This is a genomic window from Streptomyces sp. NPDC050263 (assembly GCF_040655955.1).
GTDB lineage: Bacteria > Actinomycetota > Actinomycetes > Streptomycetales > Streptomycetaceae > Streptomyces.
In genome coordinates, this window is record NZ_JBFAKW010000029.1 from 21284 (window position 1) to 38344 (window position 17061).

14 protein-coding genes and 1 pseudogene are annotated in these 17061 nt (G+C 72.6%); 6 read left to right on the forward strand and 9 right to left on the reverse strand.

What is annotated here, in order from left to right:
- Positions 1-116 precede the first annotated feature (116 nt).
- Entirely contained in the window at positions 117-1046 is a 930-nt protein-coding gene (locus AB0J04_RS15910) for an NUDIX domain-containing protein (RefSeq protein ID WP_363169013.1), read from the forward strand.
- Here AB0J04_RS15910 and AB0J04_RS15915 read toward each other — a convergent pair.
- From AB0J04_RS15915 to AB0J04_RS15925, 3 genes are all read right to left on the reverse strand, one after another.
- Positions 1014-3251, reverse strand: a complete 2238-nt coding sequence (locus AB0J04_RS15915) for a tetratricopeptide repeat protein (RefSeq protein WP_363169014.1) — start codon at positions 3249-3251, stop codon at positions 1014-1016. The genes AB0J04_RS15910 and AB0J04_RS15915 overlap by 33 nt on opposite strands.
- Before the next feature lie 59 nt (positions 3252-3310).
- Positions 3311-4156: an oxygenase MpaB family protein gene (locus AB0J04_RS15920; RefSeq protein WP_363169015.1), complete on the reverse strand. Its 846-nt coding sequence runs from the start codon at positions 4154-4156 to the stop codon at positions 3311-3313.
- An 84-nt stretch (positions 4157-4240) separates the two neighbouring features.
- Positions 4241-4918 (reverse strand): alpha/beta hydrolase, encoded by a 678-nt coding sequence (locus AB0J04_RS15925; protein WP_363169016.1) that lies wholly within the window; start codon positions 4916-4918, stop codon positions 4241-4243.
- Positions 4919-4965: 47 nt separating this feature from the next.
- Here AB0J04_RS15925 and AB0J04_RS15930 point away from each other — a divergent pair, with 47 nt between their 5' ends.
- The gene (locus AB0J04_RS15930) at positions 4966-5397 is read left to right on the forward strand and encodes a hypothetical protein (protein WP_363169017.1); all 432 of its coding nucleotides are present in this window, start codon (positions 4966-4968) and stop codon (positions 5395-5397) included.
- An 81-nt stretch (positions 5398-5478) separates the two neighbouring features.
- Positions 5479-5634 (forward strand): annotated as a pseudogene (locus AB0J04_RS15935) (TetR family transcriptional regulator); the annotation flags it as partial.
- 212 nt (positions 5635-5846) lie between these two features.
- On the opposite strand, the gene AB0J04_RS15940 reads toward AB0J04_RS15935, so the two are convergent.
- From AB0J04_RS15940 to AB0J04_RS15950, 3 genes are all read right to left on the reverse strand, one after another.
- On the reverse strand, positions 5847-7025 hold the full coding sequence (locus AB0J04_RS15940) for an acyl-CoA dehydrogenase family protein (RefSeq protein ID WP_363169018.1): 1179 nt from the start codon (positions 7023-7025) through the stop codon (positions 5847-5849).
- 144 nt (positions 7026-7169) lie between these two features.
- Positions 7170-7931, reverse strand: a complete 762-nt coding sequence (locus AB0J04_RS15945; RefSeq protein ID WP_363169019.1) for a CbtA family protein — start codon at positions 7929-7931, stop codon at positions 7170-7172.
- 25 nt (positions 7932-7956) lie between these two features.
- Complete coding sequence (locus AB0J04_RS15950) at positions 7957-8178, reverse strand: CbtB-domain containing protein (RefSeq protein WP_363169020.1); 222 nt, start codon at positions 8176-8178, stop codon at positions 7957-7959.
- A gap of 261 nt (positions 8179-8439) precedes the next feature.
- On the opposite strand from AB0J04_RS15950, the gene AB0J04_RS15955 reads away from it, so the two are divergent.
- Positions 8440-10125 carry a histidine phosphatase family protein gene (locus tag AB0J04_RS15955; RefSeq protein ID WP_363169021.1) on the forward strand — a complete coding sequence of 562 codons (1686 nt, stop codon included), beginning with the start codon at positions 8440-8442 and terminating at the stop codon, positions 10123-10125.
- Positions 10126-10143: 18 nt separating this feature from the next.
- On the opposite strand, the gene AB0J04_RS15960 is transcribed toward AB0J04_RS15955, so the two are convergent.
- Complete coding sequence (locus tag AB0J04_RS15960) at positions 10144-10518, reverse strand: ferredoxin (protein WP_363169022.1); 375 nt, start codon at positions 10516-10518, stop codon at positions 10144-10146.
- Between the two features lie 159 nt (positions 10519-10677).
- Between AB0J04_RS15960 and AB0J04_RS15965 the strand changes: the two genes are divergently transcribed.
- Entirely contained in the window at positions 10678-11043 is a 366-nt protein-coding gene (locus tag AB0J04_RS15965; protein WP_363169023.1) for a DUF6479 family protein, read from the forward strand.
- A gap of 126 nt (positions 11044-11169) precedes the next feature.
- Here the strand turns inward: AB0J04_RS15965 and AB0J04_RS15970 are convergent, their stop codons facing one another.
- Positions 11170-13557 (reverse strand): excinuclease ABC subunit UvrA, encoded by a 2388-nt coding sequence (locus tag AB0J04_RS15970; protein WP_363169024.1) that lies wholly within the window; start codon positions 13555-13557, stop codon positions 11170-11172.
- 350 nt (positions 13558-13907) lie between these two features.
- Between AB0J04_RS15970 and AB0J04_RS15975 the strand changes: the two genes are divergently transcribed.
- Entirely contained in the window at positions 13908-15842 is a 1935-nt protein-coding gene (locus tag AB0J04_RS15975; RefSeq protein ID WP_363169025.1) for a PAS domain S-box protein, read from the forward strand.
- Here AB0J04_RS15975 and AB0J04_RS15980 read toward each other — a convergent pair.
- Positions 15826-16803, reverse strand: coding sequence for an alpha-L-glutamate ligase (locus AB0J04_RS15980; RefSeq protein WP_363169026.1), 978 nt, complete (start codon positions 16801-16803; stop codon positions 15826-15828). The genes AB0J04_RS15975 and AB0J04_RS15980 overlap by 17 nt on opposite strands.
- Between the last annotated feature and the right edge of the window lie 258 nt (positions 16804-17061).

Sequence of the window (17061 nt, forward strand, 5' to 3'; positions counted from 1 at the left end):
CGTAACACGAGCCGATCAAGGTCGGCCAGGGGAGGTCGGGGCCGGCGGAGCGGCACGACCGGGACGGGCCGCTCAAGTACGGTGAATCCCATATGTGTTGGACCGGAAAGGAACCTGTGGCCGTCGATCCGGAACTTCAGCCCGAACCCCGTCGGACAGCCGCGCTGCTGGTCAACCGGCGCGGTCAGTACCTTCTCCATCTGCGTGACGCGCACAAGCCGATCTGCGATGCGGGCGCCTGGTCGTTGCCCGGCGGCGCCTGCGAGGGGGACGAGACGCCCGAGGAGGGCGTCGCGCGCGAGCTGCTGGAGGAGACCGGGCTCGTTCTGGCGGGGCTGACCCGGTTCACAGTGGTCAACGGCATCCAGGTGTTCATCGGCGGCTGGGACGGCGACCCCTCGCGGCTGCCCGTCACCGAGGGCGTCATGTTCGCCTTCTTCGACATGGCGACCACCGCTCACCTGACGATGGCGCCGGGGGCCGCCGAGGTTCTCGCCCGGCACCGGGCCGCGCCGGTCGTTCCCGCGCCGCAGCCGTCCGTCCGGCAGACCGTCCCCAACGTCGTCGGCGTCCACCTCTATCTGGAGCGGGACGGCAAGATCCTCCTCGGTCGGCGTCACCCCGACTCGCCCTTCGCTCCCCGGCACCACCACTTCCTGGCCGGGCACTGCGAGCAGGAGTCCGCGGTCGCCTGTCTGATCCGCGAGGCCCGGGAGGAGGCCGGTCTGGAGATCGAGGCGGCGGACGTCGAGCTGGTGCATGTCGTGCACGTCGTGGACGCGCCCGACACGCAGCCCAGACTCCAGCTCGTCTTCCGCGCCCGGTGCCCGCGGGGCGAGCCGCAGCTGCTGGAGCCGGACAAATGCCTCGGCTGGGACTGGTGGCCGCTGGACGCCCTCCCGGAGCCGATGGTGCCGTACGCGCGGGCGGCGATCGCCGGGATCCAGGAGGGGCGGCCGTACACGGAGCTGGGCTGGGACCAGGACCCGTCCAGCCCCCGTCCCCGGACGGGTCTACGCCCCGCCCGCCGCCCGTCGCTGCCGTAGCGCCGCCACCCTTCGGTACAGCTCGACCGCCTCCTGGCCCCGGCCGAGCTGTTCCAGGCAGTGGGCCTCGTCGTTGCGGCTGGCCAACGTGTCGGGGTGGTCGGCGCCCAGGACGCGTTCGCGGGCCGAGGCCACCCGCCGGTACTCGGTGAGCGCGTCGGCCCAGCGCCCCAGCCAGCCGAGGCCGACGGCGACCTCTCGGCGGCTGACCAGGGTGTCGGGGTGGTCGGCGCCGAGGACGCGTTCCCGGATCGCGCACACGTCCCGGGACTCGGCCAGCGCTTCCTCCCAGCGGGCCAGTCGGCCGAGGTTGACGCCCAGCCCGTGGCGGGCGCGCAGGGTCTCGGGGTGCGCCGGGCCGTCGATGCGGGTGCGGTCGTCGACGAGGTCGCGGTAGAGCTGGAGCGCCTCCGCGCTGCGGCCGAGGCGGCCCAGGCTGATGCCGGTCTCGTAGCGGGCGGCGAGGGTGTCGGGGTGGTCCGGTCCGAGGGCGTGCGCGCGGGCCGCGGCGACCTCGCGGTAGGTCTGGAGCGCCTCCGGCCAGCGGCCCAACTGGCCGAGGGCGTAGGCGACTTCGTAGCGGGTGACGAGCGTGTCCGGGTGGGTGGGGCCCAGGACCCGGGTGCGGGCGACGGCCACCTCGCTCGCCATCCGGTAGGACTCCTCCAGCCGGCCGAGTCTGCTGAGGTTGAAGGCGAGGTTGTGCCGGCAGCGCAGGGTGTCGGGGTGGTCGGGGCCGGCCGTGCGCACCCGGGCGGCGAGCACCGAGGTGTACACCTGGTGGGCGTCGAAGTGGCGGCCCAGCCGGCCGAGCACGTAGGCCATCTCCTGGCGGGTGGCGAGGGTGTCGGCGTGGTCGGCGCCGAGCACCCGGGTGCGGGCGGCGGTCACCTGCTGGTACTCGCGCAGTGCGTCGGCGGCGCGGCCGGTGCGGCTGAGGGTGAAGGCGACCTCGTAGCGGCTGGCAAGGGTCTCGGGGTGGTCCGGGCCCAGGAGGTGGGCGCGTTCGGCCGCGACGGCGCGGTGCACCTCCCCGGCCTCGGCCCAGCGGCCGAGCCGGCCCAGGCTGAGGCCGGCGTTGTGCCGTCCGGCGAGCGCGGTGAGCGCCTGCGGGGACGGTGTGTCCGGCGCGGGCGGCGCGGGGACGGCGCCGAGGGCCGGCCGGGGGATCCACTCGCCGGTCAGGGCCGCGCCGGCGTCCGGGGGCGGGACCGGCAGTCCGGCGCCGGTGGCCTTGTGGCCGGTGGTCATGCCCTGGGTCCAGGCGGGCAGCCGGGGTTCGCGGCCGGCGGACTCGGGCGGCCGCAGTTCGGGGCGGGGCGTCACCAGGGTGGGCACGTACCCGGGCGGCGTGGTGCGGGCCGCGGCGATGCGCCGGACGATCTCGCGGGCGTCGTGCGGGCGCTGTTCGGCCTGTTTCGCCAGCAGGTCGAGGATGATCCGGTCGAGGTGTTCGGGCAGGTCGGGACGGAGTTCGCGGGGCGGCCGGGGCGGGGTGTCCCGGTGGGCGACGAGGATGGCCCAGGGGTCCTCCAGGTCGAACGGCGGGGCCCCGGTGGCGATCTCGTACAGGACGCATCCCAGCGAGTACAGGTCGCTGCGCTGGTCGACCTCCTCGCCGCCGATCTGCTCCGGTGACATGTAGTGCGGGGTGCCCATGGCGATGCCGGTTCCGGTGAGCCGGGAGGTGAAGCCGATGTCGTGGCCGAGGCGGGCGATGCCGAAGTCGCAGATCTTCACCGTGCCGTCGGCGAGCCGCACGATGTTGGCCGGCTTCAGATCGCGGTGCACGATGCCCTGCCGGTGGGTGTAGGCGAGGGCCGCCGCGACCTGGTCGGCCATGTCCACGACGTCGGCGACGGGCAGCGGCCTGCGCTCGTTGTCGTCGAGCAGCTGGCAGAGGTTGCTGCCGTCCAGGAGTTCCATGACGAGGAAGAGGACGCCGTCGCTGTCGCCGAAGTCGTGGACGACCGTCACCCCGCGGTGCTGGAGCGAGGCGGCGACGCGGCCCTCGCGCCGGAACCGCTCGCGCAGGACGCGCCCGGAGGACGGGTCGTGGTGCGGGCCGATCGGTTTGAGGCACTTCACGGCGACCTGCCGGCCGAGGGACTCGTCACGGGCCCGCCACACCTCGCCCATGCCGCCGCGCCCGATCAGGTCCAGCAGCCGGTACCGGCCCTGGATCAGCCTGCTCTCCTCCGCCATAGCGCGCCGCCGCCCCCGTAACTTTCCGGCCCTCCCCCTGGCTGGTTCAGTATGGCGGCCTATCGCCCGACTTTGTACGGGGCCGGGCGGGCTTGTGGGCCGAGCCTCGCCATGGCCCGCAGGATGTGTTCGGGCGGGAGTCGCCAACGCAGACGTGCGGGAACGCAGCGCAGCAGGGTGCCCGTGGCACGCAACTCCCGGGTGACGACAGCGGGTTCGGGGGGCTGCCTGCCGTACAACTCGTGGGCGTACGGCGGCAGCGAGGCGTACGCGAGGTGCGCCACACGCCGCCAGAGCAGGGCGCGCGCCGGGACGAGCAGGGGGTGGATCGGCGGCCGGAGCAGGAAGTCGTCCACCTCGCGGGCGTCCGCCCCGGCGGCGAGTTCGGGGCGGATCTTCTCGAAGTAGGCGTCCATCTCCGCCTGGCTCGCGGGCACGACGTCGGGGTCCAGGCCCACCAGGCGGGCGCTGACGCGCTGTTCGGCCACGTAGCGGTCGGCGGTGCGGTCGGTGAGGGGGTAGCCGGAGCGGCGCAGGACGTGCAGGTAGGAGTCGATCTCGGCGCAGTGCACCCACAGCAGCAGTTCGGGTTCGTCGACGCCGTACCGCTCGCCCGTGTCGGGGTCGTTCGCGGAGAGCATGCGGTGGATCTTGCGGACCCGGGCGCCCGCCTTCTCGGCCGCCTCGGCAGTGCCGTACGTGGTCGTGCCGACGAAGTCGGCGGTGCGCATGAGCCGGCCCCAGGCGTCCTGCCGGAAGTCGGAGTTCTGCATGACTCCGCGGACGGCACGGGGGTGCAGTGCCTGGAGATAGAGCGCACGGATCCCGGCGACCCACATCATCGGGTCACCATGGACCTGCCATGTCACGCTCCGCGGGCCGAACAGCCCCGGGTCGGCCGTCATACCGGCAGTCTGACCAGGATCGTCAGTTGACACAAGGCAACAGTCGTGACCTGCGCTGACGCCGTCCGGCTCCAACGGTCTCCGTCACAGCCCGAGGATCACTTCGCGTACAGCGGCCGGCCGGGAGAGGAACGGGTGATGGCCGGCGTCGAGCTCCACGACGCGGCCCGCCCGGCCGGCGTACTCGCGTTGCAGCCGGGCGGGGGTGCCTCTGTCCTGGGCGCAGACGAGGTACGTCGAGGGCACATGCCGCCACGCTGCCGCCTTCACCGGCTGTTCGAGGACCGCCAGGCTCTGCGGGGCCGTCCGGTCCGCGGCCTGTCGCCGGATCCGCGGATCGCAGTCCTGGAGGAACGTCTCGGCCAGGGCGTCGGGCCGGACGGTGAAGGTGCCGGCCTCGGGATCGATGTCGAGAAACGGGGCGGGCTCCTCGCCGCCGAACGAGGAGAGGCTCTGCCCTTCCTCGGGCAGGTAACTCGACACGAGCAACAGGTGGTGCACGGCGTCGACGCCGGCAGCCGCCTGCGCGGTGACGGTCCCGCCATAGCTGTGGGCGACCACGACGGTCGGCTCGTCGCTCGCGGTCAGTACGTGCCGGACCGCGGCGACGTCCTCGGCCAGCCCGGGTCCTCCCGCGCCCGTCACCTCACCCGTCTCGCCGCAACTCGGCAGGGCGGGCGCCTCGCCGGCGACACCCCGCTCGGCCGGCAGCTCACCGGTTCGGTGCCACCGGCTCCCCGAGCGGCTCGAGCCCTTGGCCACCGCCGCGGGCACCTCCAGCCGGATGCTGATCTACCACTTCGGAACCCGTGACGGACTGCTCCGCGAGATCCTCGGACAGGCCCGGCAGCGCCTACTACCGCTGGTTCATGGACCCCGCCGAACGCCTGGTCTACCCCGCGGAAGACCACGAACACCACGGCCGCACCCAGGCAGCCCGCCCGCGGGTCGCGCTGTCAGCCGGCAGCGACGCCCCCCGAGCCGCCCGGATTCTCGCCGAACTCCAGGAGCACAGCCCCGAGTTCGTCCGCTACTGGGAACTCCAGGAAGTCGCCCAGCACTACGACGAGAGCAAGACCTTCCTCCCTCCCGAGCTCGGCCGCATCGAAGTCGACGGCCAGATCCTGTTCACCGCGAACCGGGCCCAGACCCTCGTCGTGCTGACCACCCGCCCCGGCACGGAGAGTCACAGCAAGCTCGAACTGCTCTCCGTCATAGGGCACCAGCAGCTCACCCCCTGACGTCCGGGCTCGACCCGTGTCGAGCGCCGGATGAACACCTCCTGCTTCGACCTGCGCACCGTCAAGGACAGGAACACCCTGATGAACACATCGGACGCCACCGCGGCCGAGCGGGCCGACGCCGCCCGCAACCGTGCCCGGCTGCTGGCGGCGGCGGCCGGGCTGGTGGCCGAGCGTGGTGCCGAGCACGTGACGATGCACGAGGTCGCGGAAGTGGCCGGGGTGGGGCCGGGCACGGAGGTCTCCGGAACCGGCTGGACCACATCCCGTGCTCGACGATCTTGCCGTTACGGACCCGGAGAGGAGAATCTGTCCATGGTCGGCGGTCCTGGCACGATGCCTGCGGAGTCCCGCGGCTTCCTCGACGACCACAGCGGTGTCGGTCAGCCGCCGCACCTCGGACTCATCTCCGAAGTGCTGAGCCGGGACCGAACCTCCGGCACTGCCGGCTAACGCCGTACCCGCGGCATCCCCAGCCCTATCCACGAGATGATCTCCCGCTGGATCTCGTTGTTGCCGCCGCCGAAGGTGAAGATCACGGCGGAGCGGTAGCCCCGTTCGAGTTCGCCGTGCAGCACGGCGCCCGCGGAGCCCTCCTGGAGTGCGCCCGGGGCCGCGACGACCTCCATCAGCCAGGCGTAGGCGTCCCGACGGGCCTCGGAGCCGTAGACCTTGACGGCGGAGGCGTCCTGCGGGGTGAGGGTGCCGTTCTGGAGGGCGCCGACCATCTGCCAGTTCAGCAGCTTGAGGGCGTCGAGCTTCACATGGGTCTGGGCCAGGCGCCGCCGCACCCAGGGCAGGTCGACGACCCGGCGGCCGTCGGCGAGCTTGGTCTCCGTCGCCCAGCGCTGTACGTCGTGCAGAGCGCGGATGGCCATCGTGCCGTGCGCGGCGAGGGTCACGCGCTCGTGGTTGAGCTGGTTGGTGATCAGCCGCCAGCCCTGGTTCTCGGCGCCGACCCGCCGGGAGACCGGGACCCGGACGTTCTCGTAGTAGCTGGCGGTGGTGTCGTGGGAGGCGAGGGTGCGGATGACGGTGCAGGAGTAGCCGGGGTCGGCGGTCGGCACGAGCAGCATGGTGATGCCCTTGTGCGGCGGGGCCTCGGGGTCGGTGCGCACGGCGAGCCAGACCCAGTCGGCGGTGTCGCCGTTGGTCGTCCAGATCTTCTGCCCGTTGACCACGTATGCGTCGCCGTCACGAACCGCACGTGTCTTGAGGGCGGCGAGGTCGGTGCCGGCGTCGGGTTCGCTGTAGCCGATGGCGAAGTCGATCTCGCCGGCGAGGATCTTCGGCAGGAACTCGGCCTTCTGCTCGTCCGTGCCGTACCGCATGATCGTCGGTCCCACGGTGTTGAGCGCCATCAACGGCAGCGGTACCCCGGCCTGGGCGGCCTCGTCGAAGAACACGAACTGCTCGATCGGCGTCAGGCCGCGGCCGCCGTACTCCTTGGGCCAGCCGACGCCGAGCCAGCCGTCTGCGCCGAGCCGGCGGATGGTCTTGCGGTAGAAGCGTTTCGCGGCGACCGGGTCGATGTGCCGGGCGTAGGCGTTGGCCGGCACCAACTCGGCGAAGTAGGCGCGCAGTTCGGCGCGCAGCCGCAGCTGCTCGGGCGTGTGGTCGAGGTGCACGGCGCCTCCTGGCTTCCCAAGGCCGGTGTTCTGAAGGTCCTGACGGCGCACACGGTAGAACGTGTTCCAGAAATTGGGAATGGGGAGGAAGACGCGAAAGGGCCCCGGGAGCGGCAGCGCTCCCGGGGCCCTTCAACAGTGCGATCAGTGAGGTACCGGGGTCGCCTGGCCCGTCACCGCCCGCTGCTCGGCGGCCCCGGGGGCGAGCAGGCGCTCCGCGAGCACCCCGAAGACGAGCCCGAAGGCGGTCCACAGAGCTGCCTGGACGGCGAGGGCGGCGAGCCGGTACTGCCACAGCAGGGTGGCCGGGAACTCCGCCGGAGCCTCGTCGAACGACGGCAGGAACGCGTACGCCAGGCCCACGACGAGGACGAAGAACCCGCCCGCCGCCAGCGTGGCGTTCCAGTTGCCCAGGCGCGGCGCGAGACGCCTGCCCAGGACGACGGCGCCGACCGCCAGCAGCACACTGAGCACGACCATCAGGAAGTACAGCGTGGTGCGCTGGTCGAGGGTGTCGGGATCCCCGACGGCCGGCGGGTTGGCGGGGTACTTCAGGAACGGGACGACATACACCGAGAGCAGCCCGCCGCCCGCCAGGAGCAGCGCGCTCGCGCGCGGCCCGAAGCGGCCGATCCTGCCGAGCGCGAAGCAGTACGCGAGGGCCGCGATGCCGCCGAACGCGACGCCGTAGACGAGGACCCCGGTGGACAGCCCCGCCGTGGACTGGAGGGTGCGGCTGACGAGTTCCTCGCCGCCGTGCTCATGGGCGTGCGCCTCCTCGAACGCGATCGCCTCGTCGACGCGCGGTTCGCCCAGGAAGTAGGCGACGACGAGGGCCGCCAGGCCCGCGGCGAGTCCCGCGAGCATGCCACGGACCAGGAGGTTTCTGACAGTTGCGGAGTTCATGAGCGGATACGCTTCCTCTTCGCTGTCAGTGGCAGGGGAAGCCGAGCAGGTGACGGGCGTCGTGCACCCACTCGTGGACGCCCTCGCCGGACACCACGGACGTGGCGCCCTGTTCGGCGCCGACGAAGTACAGCAGGACCAGCATCAGAATGCCGAAGAAGACCGCCCACGGGACGATCGCCCCGATCGGCAGCTTCTCGGGGAGGACGGTAGGAGTAGCGCTCGGCTGGACGGCGGACTGCGCCATGGCAGGACCTCCTGGGGGAACTCGCGTCCCGGCTCGGTGGTGCACAGGACGACGGTGCGGGTCTGACTCACCCGGCCCGCACCTGAGATGGGGGCCCGGCACACAGTGGCGCGACCGTGCCGGGCTTCCACCGGCTTCCGCTCGTCCGTCGTCGATGTCGATTTCGTCGAGGACCGTACCGCGAAAGTGCAGATCCGGCCAAGGGCGCACGAACGGGGTACGGAAGCGGGACCGGCGGCCCGTCCGGCAGGATGACCTCCCATGACGGGTGAGGAACTCATGGCGCTGCTCGGCCGCGCCGGGCTGGAGACCGCCGAGCGCTGGCGGTCCGAGGAGGTGCCGCCGGCCCGCGCCGCCTGGCGCCGGATCGCCTCGGCGCCGGCCACCGCGACGGTCACCGTGCCGGTTGACCGGCCCGGCGAGGTCGACGAGCGGTGGCACCGACTCGCGGTCGAGAGCGGCCTGTTCGACGGCGACGGCGTGTTCCTCGTCGACGTGGAGGGCGACCGGCCGGCCTGTCGGCCCAGGCGCTGGACCCGGGTCCGGCTCACCCCCGGCTGGAGCCTTGCCCGCGTGCTGGGCGAACGGCTCGGTGAGCAGCCGGAGTTCGTGACGAGCGGCGAGCCTCTCGTACGCGGACGGCGGAAGCCCGGCCCGCCGGTCCCGTTCGACCCGGGGATCCACCGCTACCCGCTCGACTGGGTCGTGGCCCTGCACGAGGACCCCGACGCGATGCGCCGCCTCGCCGCGTCCGCCCACCCGCCCACCCGCTCGTCCGCTCGTCCGCTCGTCCGCTCGTCCGCTCGTCCGCTCGTCCGCCGGAGCGTCGCGCGCGCCCGCCGCCTGCCGGCGGACGTCGTGGAGCGCCGGGCCCGGGACGAGGACCGGGTGGTGCAACTGTTCCTCGCCGAACGCCGCGACGACGCGCCCGCCGACATGCTCGTGTCGGTGTGGCGATGGTGGACCGGCAGCTTCAGCGCCCCCGACCGGCCGCACGGCCGCCCCGGCTTCTCCCGCCGTGACCTCCTCCGGTACGCCGACGATCCCAGTCCCCGGATGCGGCGACCGGCCCTGGCCGACCCCGACTCGACGGCCGATCTCGACGGCCGATCTCGTCGAGCGGTTCGGCCGGGGCCCGAGCGAGAAGGTCAGGCGCCGGGCCGCGAGCGACCCGCGGCTGTCGACGGCCTCGGCCGTACGGCTGCTCGACGACCCCCACGAGCACATCCGCGACGCGGCCACCCGGCACCCGCGGCTGCCCGCCCGCGTACTGGCAAGGCTGCCGCGGGACCGCGAGACCGCGCAGGACGCGGCCCGCAGCCCCGCACTGCCCGTCGCGGTCACGCGCCGGATGCTGCACGAGATACGAGAGAAGGGCGTCGCATGACGAGCAGGCTGGTACTGGTCTCCCCCGCGCTCACCGCCGCCCTGCGCGAGGCGCGGTTCGACGACGGCTGTCCGCTCGACGAGGTCGGGCTGCGGCAGGCCCGGGCGGCCGCCGGGACGCTGCCGACGGCCGAGCGCGTCTGGACGTCCCCCACCGTGCGCTGCCGCGAGACGGCCGCCGCGCTGGGGCTGGACGCCGTGGACACGCCCGGGCTGGCGGCGCTGGACGCGGGCCGCTGGCGGGGCGAGGCCCTGGCGGACGTGGGGGCGCGGGAGCCGGACGCGCTGGCCGCGTGGCTCACGGACCCGACGGCCGCGCCGCACGGCGGGGAGTCGGTGCGGGCGGTGTGCGAACGGGTGGCCGCCTGGCTCGACACGGTCGCGCTGCAACCGGGGCGGACCGTGGTCGTCGCCGAGCCCGAGATCGTCCGGGCCGCGGTGGTACGGGCGCTGGGGGCGCCGGAGTCGGCCTTCTGGCGCACCGATGTGCCGCCGCTGACGGCCGTGGAGCTCAGCGGCCGGTCGGGGCGCTGGAACGTACGGATGGGCTCCTCGCTGTGAGTGTGCCTGCGTGTGGTCTCAGCCCAGCGTGCCGAGGAACTCCGTGCAGGTCGCGGCGCAGGTACGGCAGGCGGCCGCGCCGTCCTCGGCGCCCGGGTGCCTGTCGAGGACGTGGGCGCACTCCAGGCAGACGGTCCGGCACCACTCCAGCTGGGCGCGGAGGCCGGCCTCGTCCATCCGGCTGTCCTCGGCCAGCACCCGGCAGGTGGCGTCGCACACCTCCGCGCACATGATGCCCTTGCGTCGCACGAGTTCCTGGCGTTCGCTCGCGTCCGGGTCCACGAGGCTCGCGCGCAGCGCACAGGCTCGCGCACATTCGGTGCACGCCTGCGCGCAGGCGAAGCGGTCCTCGAGGAATCGGAAGAGTTCCTGTGTGGATGTCGTCGAAGTCACCCCCGGCGGGTAGCCGGGAAGTGCGGGGCCAAACCCGCCCGGCGGCTGCGACAGCGCGCGCCGGACGCCACGCGTGAGGTTCCGTCGACGGGGAGTCACGGCCTCGAAATGGCCCCGGAATGGCGGGTTCATGACCCGTTACGGGGGTATTCGGCTGATATGACTACCGCAAGCATGCAGCTGGCCGCCGCGAGCGGCCTGCTCAGCCTCGTGCTGTTCGTCGTCGGCATGGCCGTGTTGGCCGTGCTGGCCGGCGGCTTCTGGCTGGGCTCGCGTGTCAAGTCGCGCGAGCCGGACCGGCCACGCCCCGAAGAGCAACCGCAGCTGCCGCCGGGCGGCGCGGTGCGTGAGATCCGCGAGAACCGCGAGCCCGAAGAGGTCCCCCGGACCCCGAAGGGGGGCCGGCCCCTGACCCCGTACGAACTGACCAACATGCAGACCAAGGCGAGCACGGACCAGAAACGGCCGCGCTGGAGCCGCGGCAGCAGCGGCTCGTTCGGCGGCGGCGGCCTGGGCGCCCACTGATCGCCGGACCCTCTCGCCTGCACCGCTTGCCCATCGCCGCCTGCCTGTCGTCGAGCACGACCTCACCGGGGTGACGCCACCCCGGTGAGCCGTGCGTGCGGCTCTCCCGTGCCGCCGCTCCGCCGGTCAGGCGCCGACGTAGGTCGCCAGGTGCTCCCCGGTGAGGGTGGGGCGGGTGGCGACGAGGTCGGCCGGGGTGCCCTCGAAGACGATCTTGCCGCCGTCGTGGCCGGCGCCGGGGCCGAGGTCGATGATCCAGTCGGCGTGCGCCATGACGGCCTGGTGGTGCTCGACGACGATGACGGACTTCCCGGAGTCGACGAGCCGGTCCAGCAGGCCGAGCAGGTGTTCGACGTCGGCGAGGTGGAGGCCGGCGGTCGGCTCGTCGAGGACGTAGACGCCGCCCTTGTCGCCCATGTGGACGGCCAGCTTGAGCCGCTGCCGCTCGCCGCCGGAGAGCGTGGTGAGCGGCTGGCCGAGGGTCAGATAGCCGAGCCCGACGTCGGCGAGCCGGTCGAGAATGCGGTGCGCGGCCGGGGTGGCGGCCTCGCCGGCGGCGAAGAACTCCTCGGCCTCGCTCACCGACATCGCGAGCACCTCGCTGATGTCCCGGCCGCCGAGGCGGTACTCGAGAACGGCAGGCTGGAACCGCTTCCCCTCGCAGTCCTCGCACAGGGTGGCGACGGTCTGCATGATCGCCAGGTCGGTGTAGACGACGCCGGCGCCGTTGCAGGTGGGGCAGGCGCCCTCGGAGTTGGCGCTGAACAGCGCCGGCTTGACGCCGTTGACCTTGGCGAACGCCTTGCGGATCGGGTCGAGCAGCCCGGTGTAGGTCGCCGGGTTGCTCCGCCTGGAGCCGCGGATCGGGCTCTGGTCGACCGACACCACGCCCTCCCCGGCGGGCACCGACCCGTGCACGAGCGAGCTCTTGCCGGAGCCGGCGACGCCGGTGACCACGCAGAGCACGCCCAGCGGGAGGTCGACGTCGACGCCCTGGAGGTTGTGCGTCGTCGCGCCGCGGATCTCCAGTGCGCCGCTCGGCTTGCGCACCTCGTCCTTCACCGCGGCCCGGTCGCCCAGATGGCGGCCGGTGACGGTGTCGGCGGCCCGCAGATCCTCGACGGCGCCTTCGAAGCACACGGTGCCACCGGCCGTGCCGGCGCCCGGGCCGAGGTCGACGACGTGGTCGGCGATCGCGATGACCTCCGGCTTGTGCTCCACGACGAGGACGGTGTTGCCCTTGTCCCGCAGCCGCAGCAGCAGGTCGTTCATGCGCTGGATGTCGTGCGGGTGCAGGCCGATGGTGGGCTCGTCGAAGACGTAGGTGACGTCGGTGAGCGAGGAGCCCAGGTGGCGGATCATCTTGACGCGCTGCGCCTCGCCGCCGGACAGCGTGCCCGCGGGCCGGTCCAGCGCGAGGTAACCGAGGCCGATCTCCACGAAGGAGTCGAGGGTCTGCTGGAGCGCGGCGAGCAGCGGCGCCACCGACGGCTCGTCGAGCGCGCGCACCCATTCGGCCAGGTCGCGGATCTCCATCGCGCAGGCGTCGGCGATGCTGATCCGCTTGATCTTCGACGACCTGGCGCCTTCGCTGAGCCGGGTGCCGTCGCACTCGGGGCAGACGGTGAAGGTGACGGCCCGCTCCACGAACGCCCGGATGTGCGGCTGCATCCCCTCCTTGTCCTTGGACAGGAACGACTTCTGGATCTTCGGGATCAGGCCTTCGTAGGTGAGGTTGATGCCGTTGACCTTGATCTTGACCGGCTCCCCGTAGAGGAAGGCGTGCAGCTCCCGCTTGGTGTACCTGCGGATCGGCTTGTCCGGGTCGACGAAGCCGGACTGGGCGTAGAGCTGCACGGTCCACTGGCTGTCCGACTTCCAGCCGGGGATGGTGAACGCGCCCTCGGACAGCGACTTGGTGTCGTCGTACAGCTGGGTGAGGTCGATGTCGGAGACCGAGCCGCGGCCCTCGCAGCGGTTGCACATGCCGCCGGTGCGCTCGTAGGTCGCCTTCTCGGCCTTGGTCCGGTCGCCGCGCTGGACGGTGATCGCCCCGCTCGCCCGGACCGAGGCGGTGTTGAAGGAGTACGCGCTGGGCGGGCCGATGTGCGGCTTGCCGAGCCGGCTGAAGAGGATGCGCAGCATCGCGTTGGTGTCGGTGGCGGTGCCGACCGTGGAGCGGGGGTCGGCGCCCATCCGCTGCTGATCGACGGTGATCGCGGTGGTCAGCCCGTCGAGGACGTCGACCTCGGGCCGCGCCAGAGTCGGCATGAAGCCCTGTACGAAGGCGCTGTAGGTCTCGTTGATCAGCCGCTGCGACTCCGCGGCGATGGTGTCGAACACCAGGGAGCTCTTGCCCGAGCCGGAGACCCCGGTGAACACCGTCAGCCGGCGCTTCGGGATCTCGATGCTGACGTCCTTGAGGTTGTTCTCGCGCGCGCCGTGCACGCGGATCAGGTCGTGACTGTCGGCGACGTGCAGCTCAGGCGACTGCGTGTCCGTTCTGCTGGCCATGATCGTCTTCTCTCCGTCCCGGGTGCCCGGCTCGCTCCGACCAACCTAGGCGTGACCCGGGGGTGAGCGCTTCTCGAATACTGATCGGCTCCTGATCGGTTCGGTGACGTTCAGGTTCGGACAGGCAGCGGACAGGCAGCGGACAGTAAGCGACAACGGGGAGCGAGGGCGGGCCGGAGGCGCTGAGATGGCCTGATTCGTCGTGCAGGATGAGGTGGAAGATGGCCGACTTGATGCGGGCGGAACCGGCGCGGCGCGCGGGTGCGGGGGCGGGCGTTGCGACTCAGAGCGTTCAGCCGCACTTGAAGCAGACTGTCAAGCGGAACGTGAAGCAAAGCGTCAAACAGAGTATGAAGCGGACCCTGAAGCAGCGGGCCGAGCAGAAACGGTGCGGCTGTGGAGCGTCCGCGCCGGAGGCCGCCGTCGGCGGGGCCGAGGAGCGGTTCCGGGGTCTGCTGGAGGCGGCCCCGGACGCCATGGTCATCGTCGACGACACGGGCACCATCAAACTCGTGAACGCCCAGACGGAGGCGCTGTTCGGGCACGGGCGCGAGGAACTGCTGGGCCGTCCGGTCGAGTTGCTGATCCCGCACCGGTTCCACGGCCAGCACACCGCGCACCGCAGCGGCTACACGGCCAACCGGCAGGTGCGTCCGATGGGCGCCGGTCTCGAACTGCACGGGCTGCGCAAGGACGGCACGGAGTTCCCCGTCGAGATCAGCCTGAGCCCGCTGGAGACCTCGGAAGGGCTGCTGGTGTCGGCGGCCGTGCGCGACGTCAGCGACCGCAAGGCCGCCGAGGCGCGCATCAACGAGCTGGCCGCGCTCGTGGAGTCGTCCCAGGACGCGATCCTCGCCAAGACGCTGGACGGGTACATCACGTACTGGAACGCGGCCGCGCAGCGCCTGTACGGCTACACGGCCGAGGAGGCCATCGGCCGGCATGTCTCGATGCTGGCCCCGCCGGAACTGCGGGGCGAGGTCCGCGCGTTGCTCAAGCGGCTGCGGCACGCCGAGAAGGTCGAGCACTACGAGACGCTGCGGATGACGAACACCGGGGCGCTGCTGGACGTGGACGTCACCCTGTGGCCGACCCGGGACACGCACGGCACCGTGGTCGGGGCCTGTGCGATCGTGCGGGACATCAGCGACCGCAAGCGCGCGGAGGCCGAGCTGACGGCTCTGTACGAGCAGCAGCGGCACATCGCCCTGACGCTCCAGCGCAGCCTGATGGGGACGCCGCCGGCCCTGCCCGGTCTGGCCACCGCGAGCCGCTACCGGCCGGCCACCCAGGGCGCCGGCGTGGGCGGCGACTGGTTCGACCTGATTCCGCTGGGCGCCGACCGGGTGGGGGTGCTGATAGGCGATGTCATGGGCCGCGGGCTGGAAGCGGCCGCCGTGATGGGCCAGTTGAGGTCGGCCGCGCACGCGCTGGCGAAGACCGGTATGCAGCCGAAGCAGTTGATGCGGGCGCTGGACACCTGCGTCGCCGATCTCGACGTGCCCGACCAGCTCGTCACCTGCTGCTATCTGGTGATCGCCCCCGACGCGGGCACGGTGACGGTCTGTTCGGCGGGACATCTGCCGGTGCTGGTCGCCGGCGTGGGCGAGGGCGTCAGCGCGCTGCCCTGTCCGGTCAACGCGCCGCTCGGCGTGGGCGACGTCCTCTACGAGCAGTCCAGTTCGGAGATACCGCCGGGGGCCACGCTGGTCCTCTACACGGACGGTCTCATCGAGACGCCGGGCAGCGACATCGAGGAGCGGATCGGTGAACTGACCGTGCTGCTGGACGAGTTGTTCGTGGGCACGCCGTGCCTGGAGGCCGCGGCCGACCATGTCCTGGCGGGCCTGCTGCCGGACGCCGACGGCCACAACGACGACGTCACCCTGCTGCTCGCGCAGTTGCCGGCCGCGCCGCTGGCCGCCGTCACCACCCACCTCCCGGCCACGCCGGCCTCCGTACCGGAGGGGCGGGCCTTTCTGCACAAGGCGCTCACCTCGTGGGAGTGCGCGGACAACGCCGACGACGCGCTCCTGCTGCTGTCGGAGACGCTGACGAACGCCGTCCAGCACGCGCAGGGCCCGGTCGCCCTGCATCTGCACCGCACGGCCACCGACCTCACGGTCGAGGTCAGCGACCGCAGCCCGCAGCTCCCCCAGCCGCGCCTGGCGGTCGAGGAGGAGGAGTCGGGCCGCGGTCTGATCCTGGTCCGGGCCCTCGCCGCCAGCTGGGGGGTGCGGCCGACGGACGAGGGCAAGACGACCTGGTTCACGCTGAAGCTGTGAGCCCCCGCGGCGGGCCGCCGTCGGCGAGCGCGAAGGCGTCCAGGTGCGCCTGGACGTACGGCACGGCCACAGCGTGCAGTTCGAGCTCGCCGTCGACGAAGGCGGGCTGGACGTTCACCTCGAAGACGACCCCGCCGTTCTCCACCGCCAGGTCGACGCCGGCGAAGGGCAGCCCGACCGAGGCGGTGGCCGCGACGGCGAGTTCGGCGAGCCGCGGGTCCAGGTCCGGCGGGGCGATGTGCACGGCGGTGGCGCCCTGGCAGGTGTTGCAGGGGGTGTCGGTCGCGGGCTGGAGGTGCTCGCGGGCGTGCACGACCCGGTCGCCCAGGACGAAGACCCGGAACTGGTGGCGCTGGCCGTCGGGGGTGACGTTGCCCGCGTCACGGGAGAGCAGCCAGTCGGTGCCGCGTTCGGCGTAGTAGGCGGCGGCCTGCTCCAGTTGGGCGGGGCTGGTGACGTGGAAGGTGTCGTTGCCGCCGGTGCCGACGACGGGCCTGGCCCAGGTGTCGCGGCCGAGCCGGTCGAACGTGTCGGCCGCCTCCCGTGCGGAGGGGCGGTGCAGCACGGCGGTCTCCATCTGGGCGACGCCGTCCCGCACGAAGCGTTCGACGGTGAGGTTCTTCTCGGTCGCGGTCCGCCAGGCTTCGGGGCCGGCGGCGAGGGTCACCACGTCATGGCTCTCCAGGAGCTCCTGGAAGCCGGCGAGAGCCCGTCGGTGGTGCGGCGGGATCTCGTAGAGCAGGACGACATCGGGCACGAAGTCGAGCCGCTCCTCGGGGACTTGCAGCCGTAACCGGCCTCCGTCGCGGACGCCCCGGCCGGTGCCGCCGGTCGCGAAGTGCCGGGAGTCGACCCGGACGGGCGGTGCGCCGGTGAGCAGGTCCACGGCGTCGGCGAGGTAATCGCGGCAGCCTTCGGGCGAGGTGGGGTCGGCGATCAGGGCGATGCACGGTCGGGACACAGCGGCCTCCAGTGGCTCTCGACGCGCGCTCGTACCGCGGGCGGCCCACACGCGGCCCGAGCGGTGTCACGGATGGTGCCTGTCGCGCGAGTGGTCGTCGCACCCGCCGCCCGGGGAGCCGCGCCGGTGTGCGGAGCCGTGCGCCGGGTCCGGTCGGGTGCCGGGCGGGGACGGCCGGTGACCACGGGGGTGGTGGGGCTCGCCCCGCCGGATCCGCGGGCAGGGCTGGCCGACCACTGTAAGCACCGGGCGGGACGC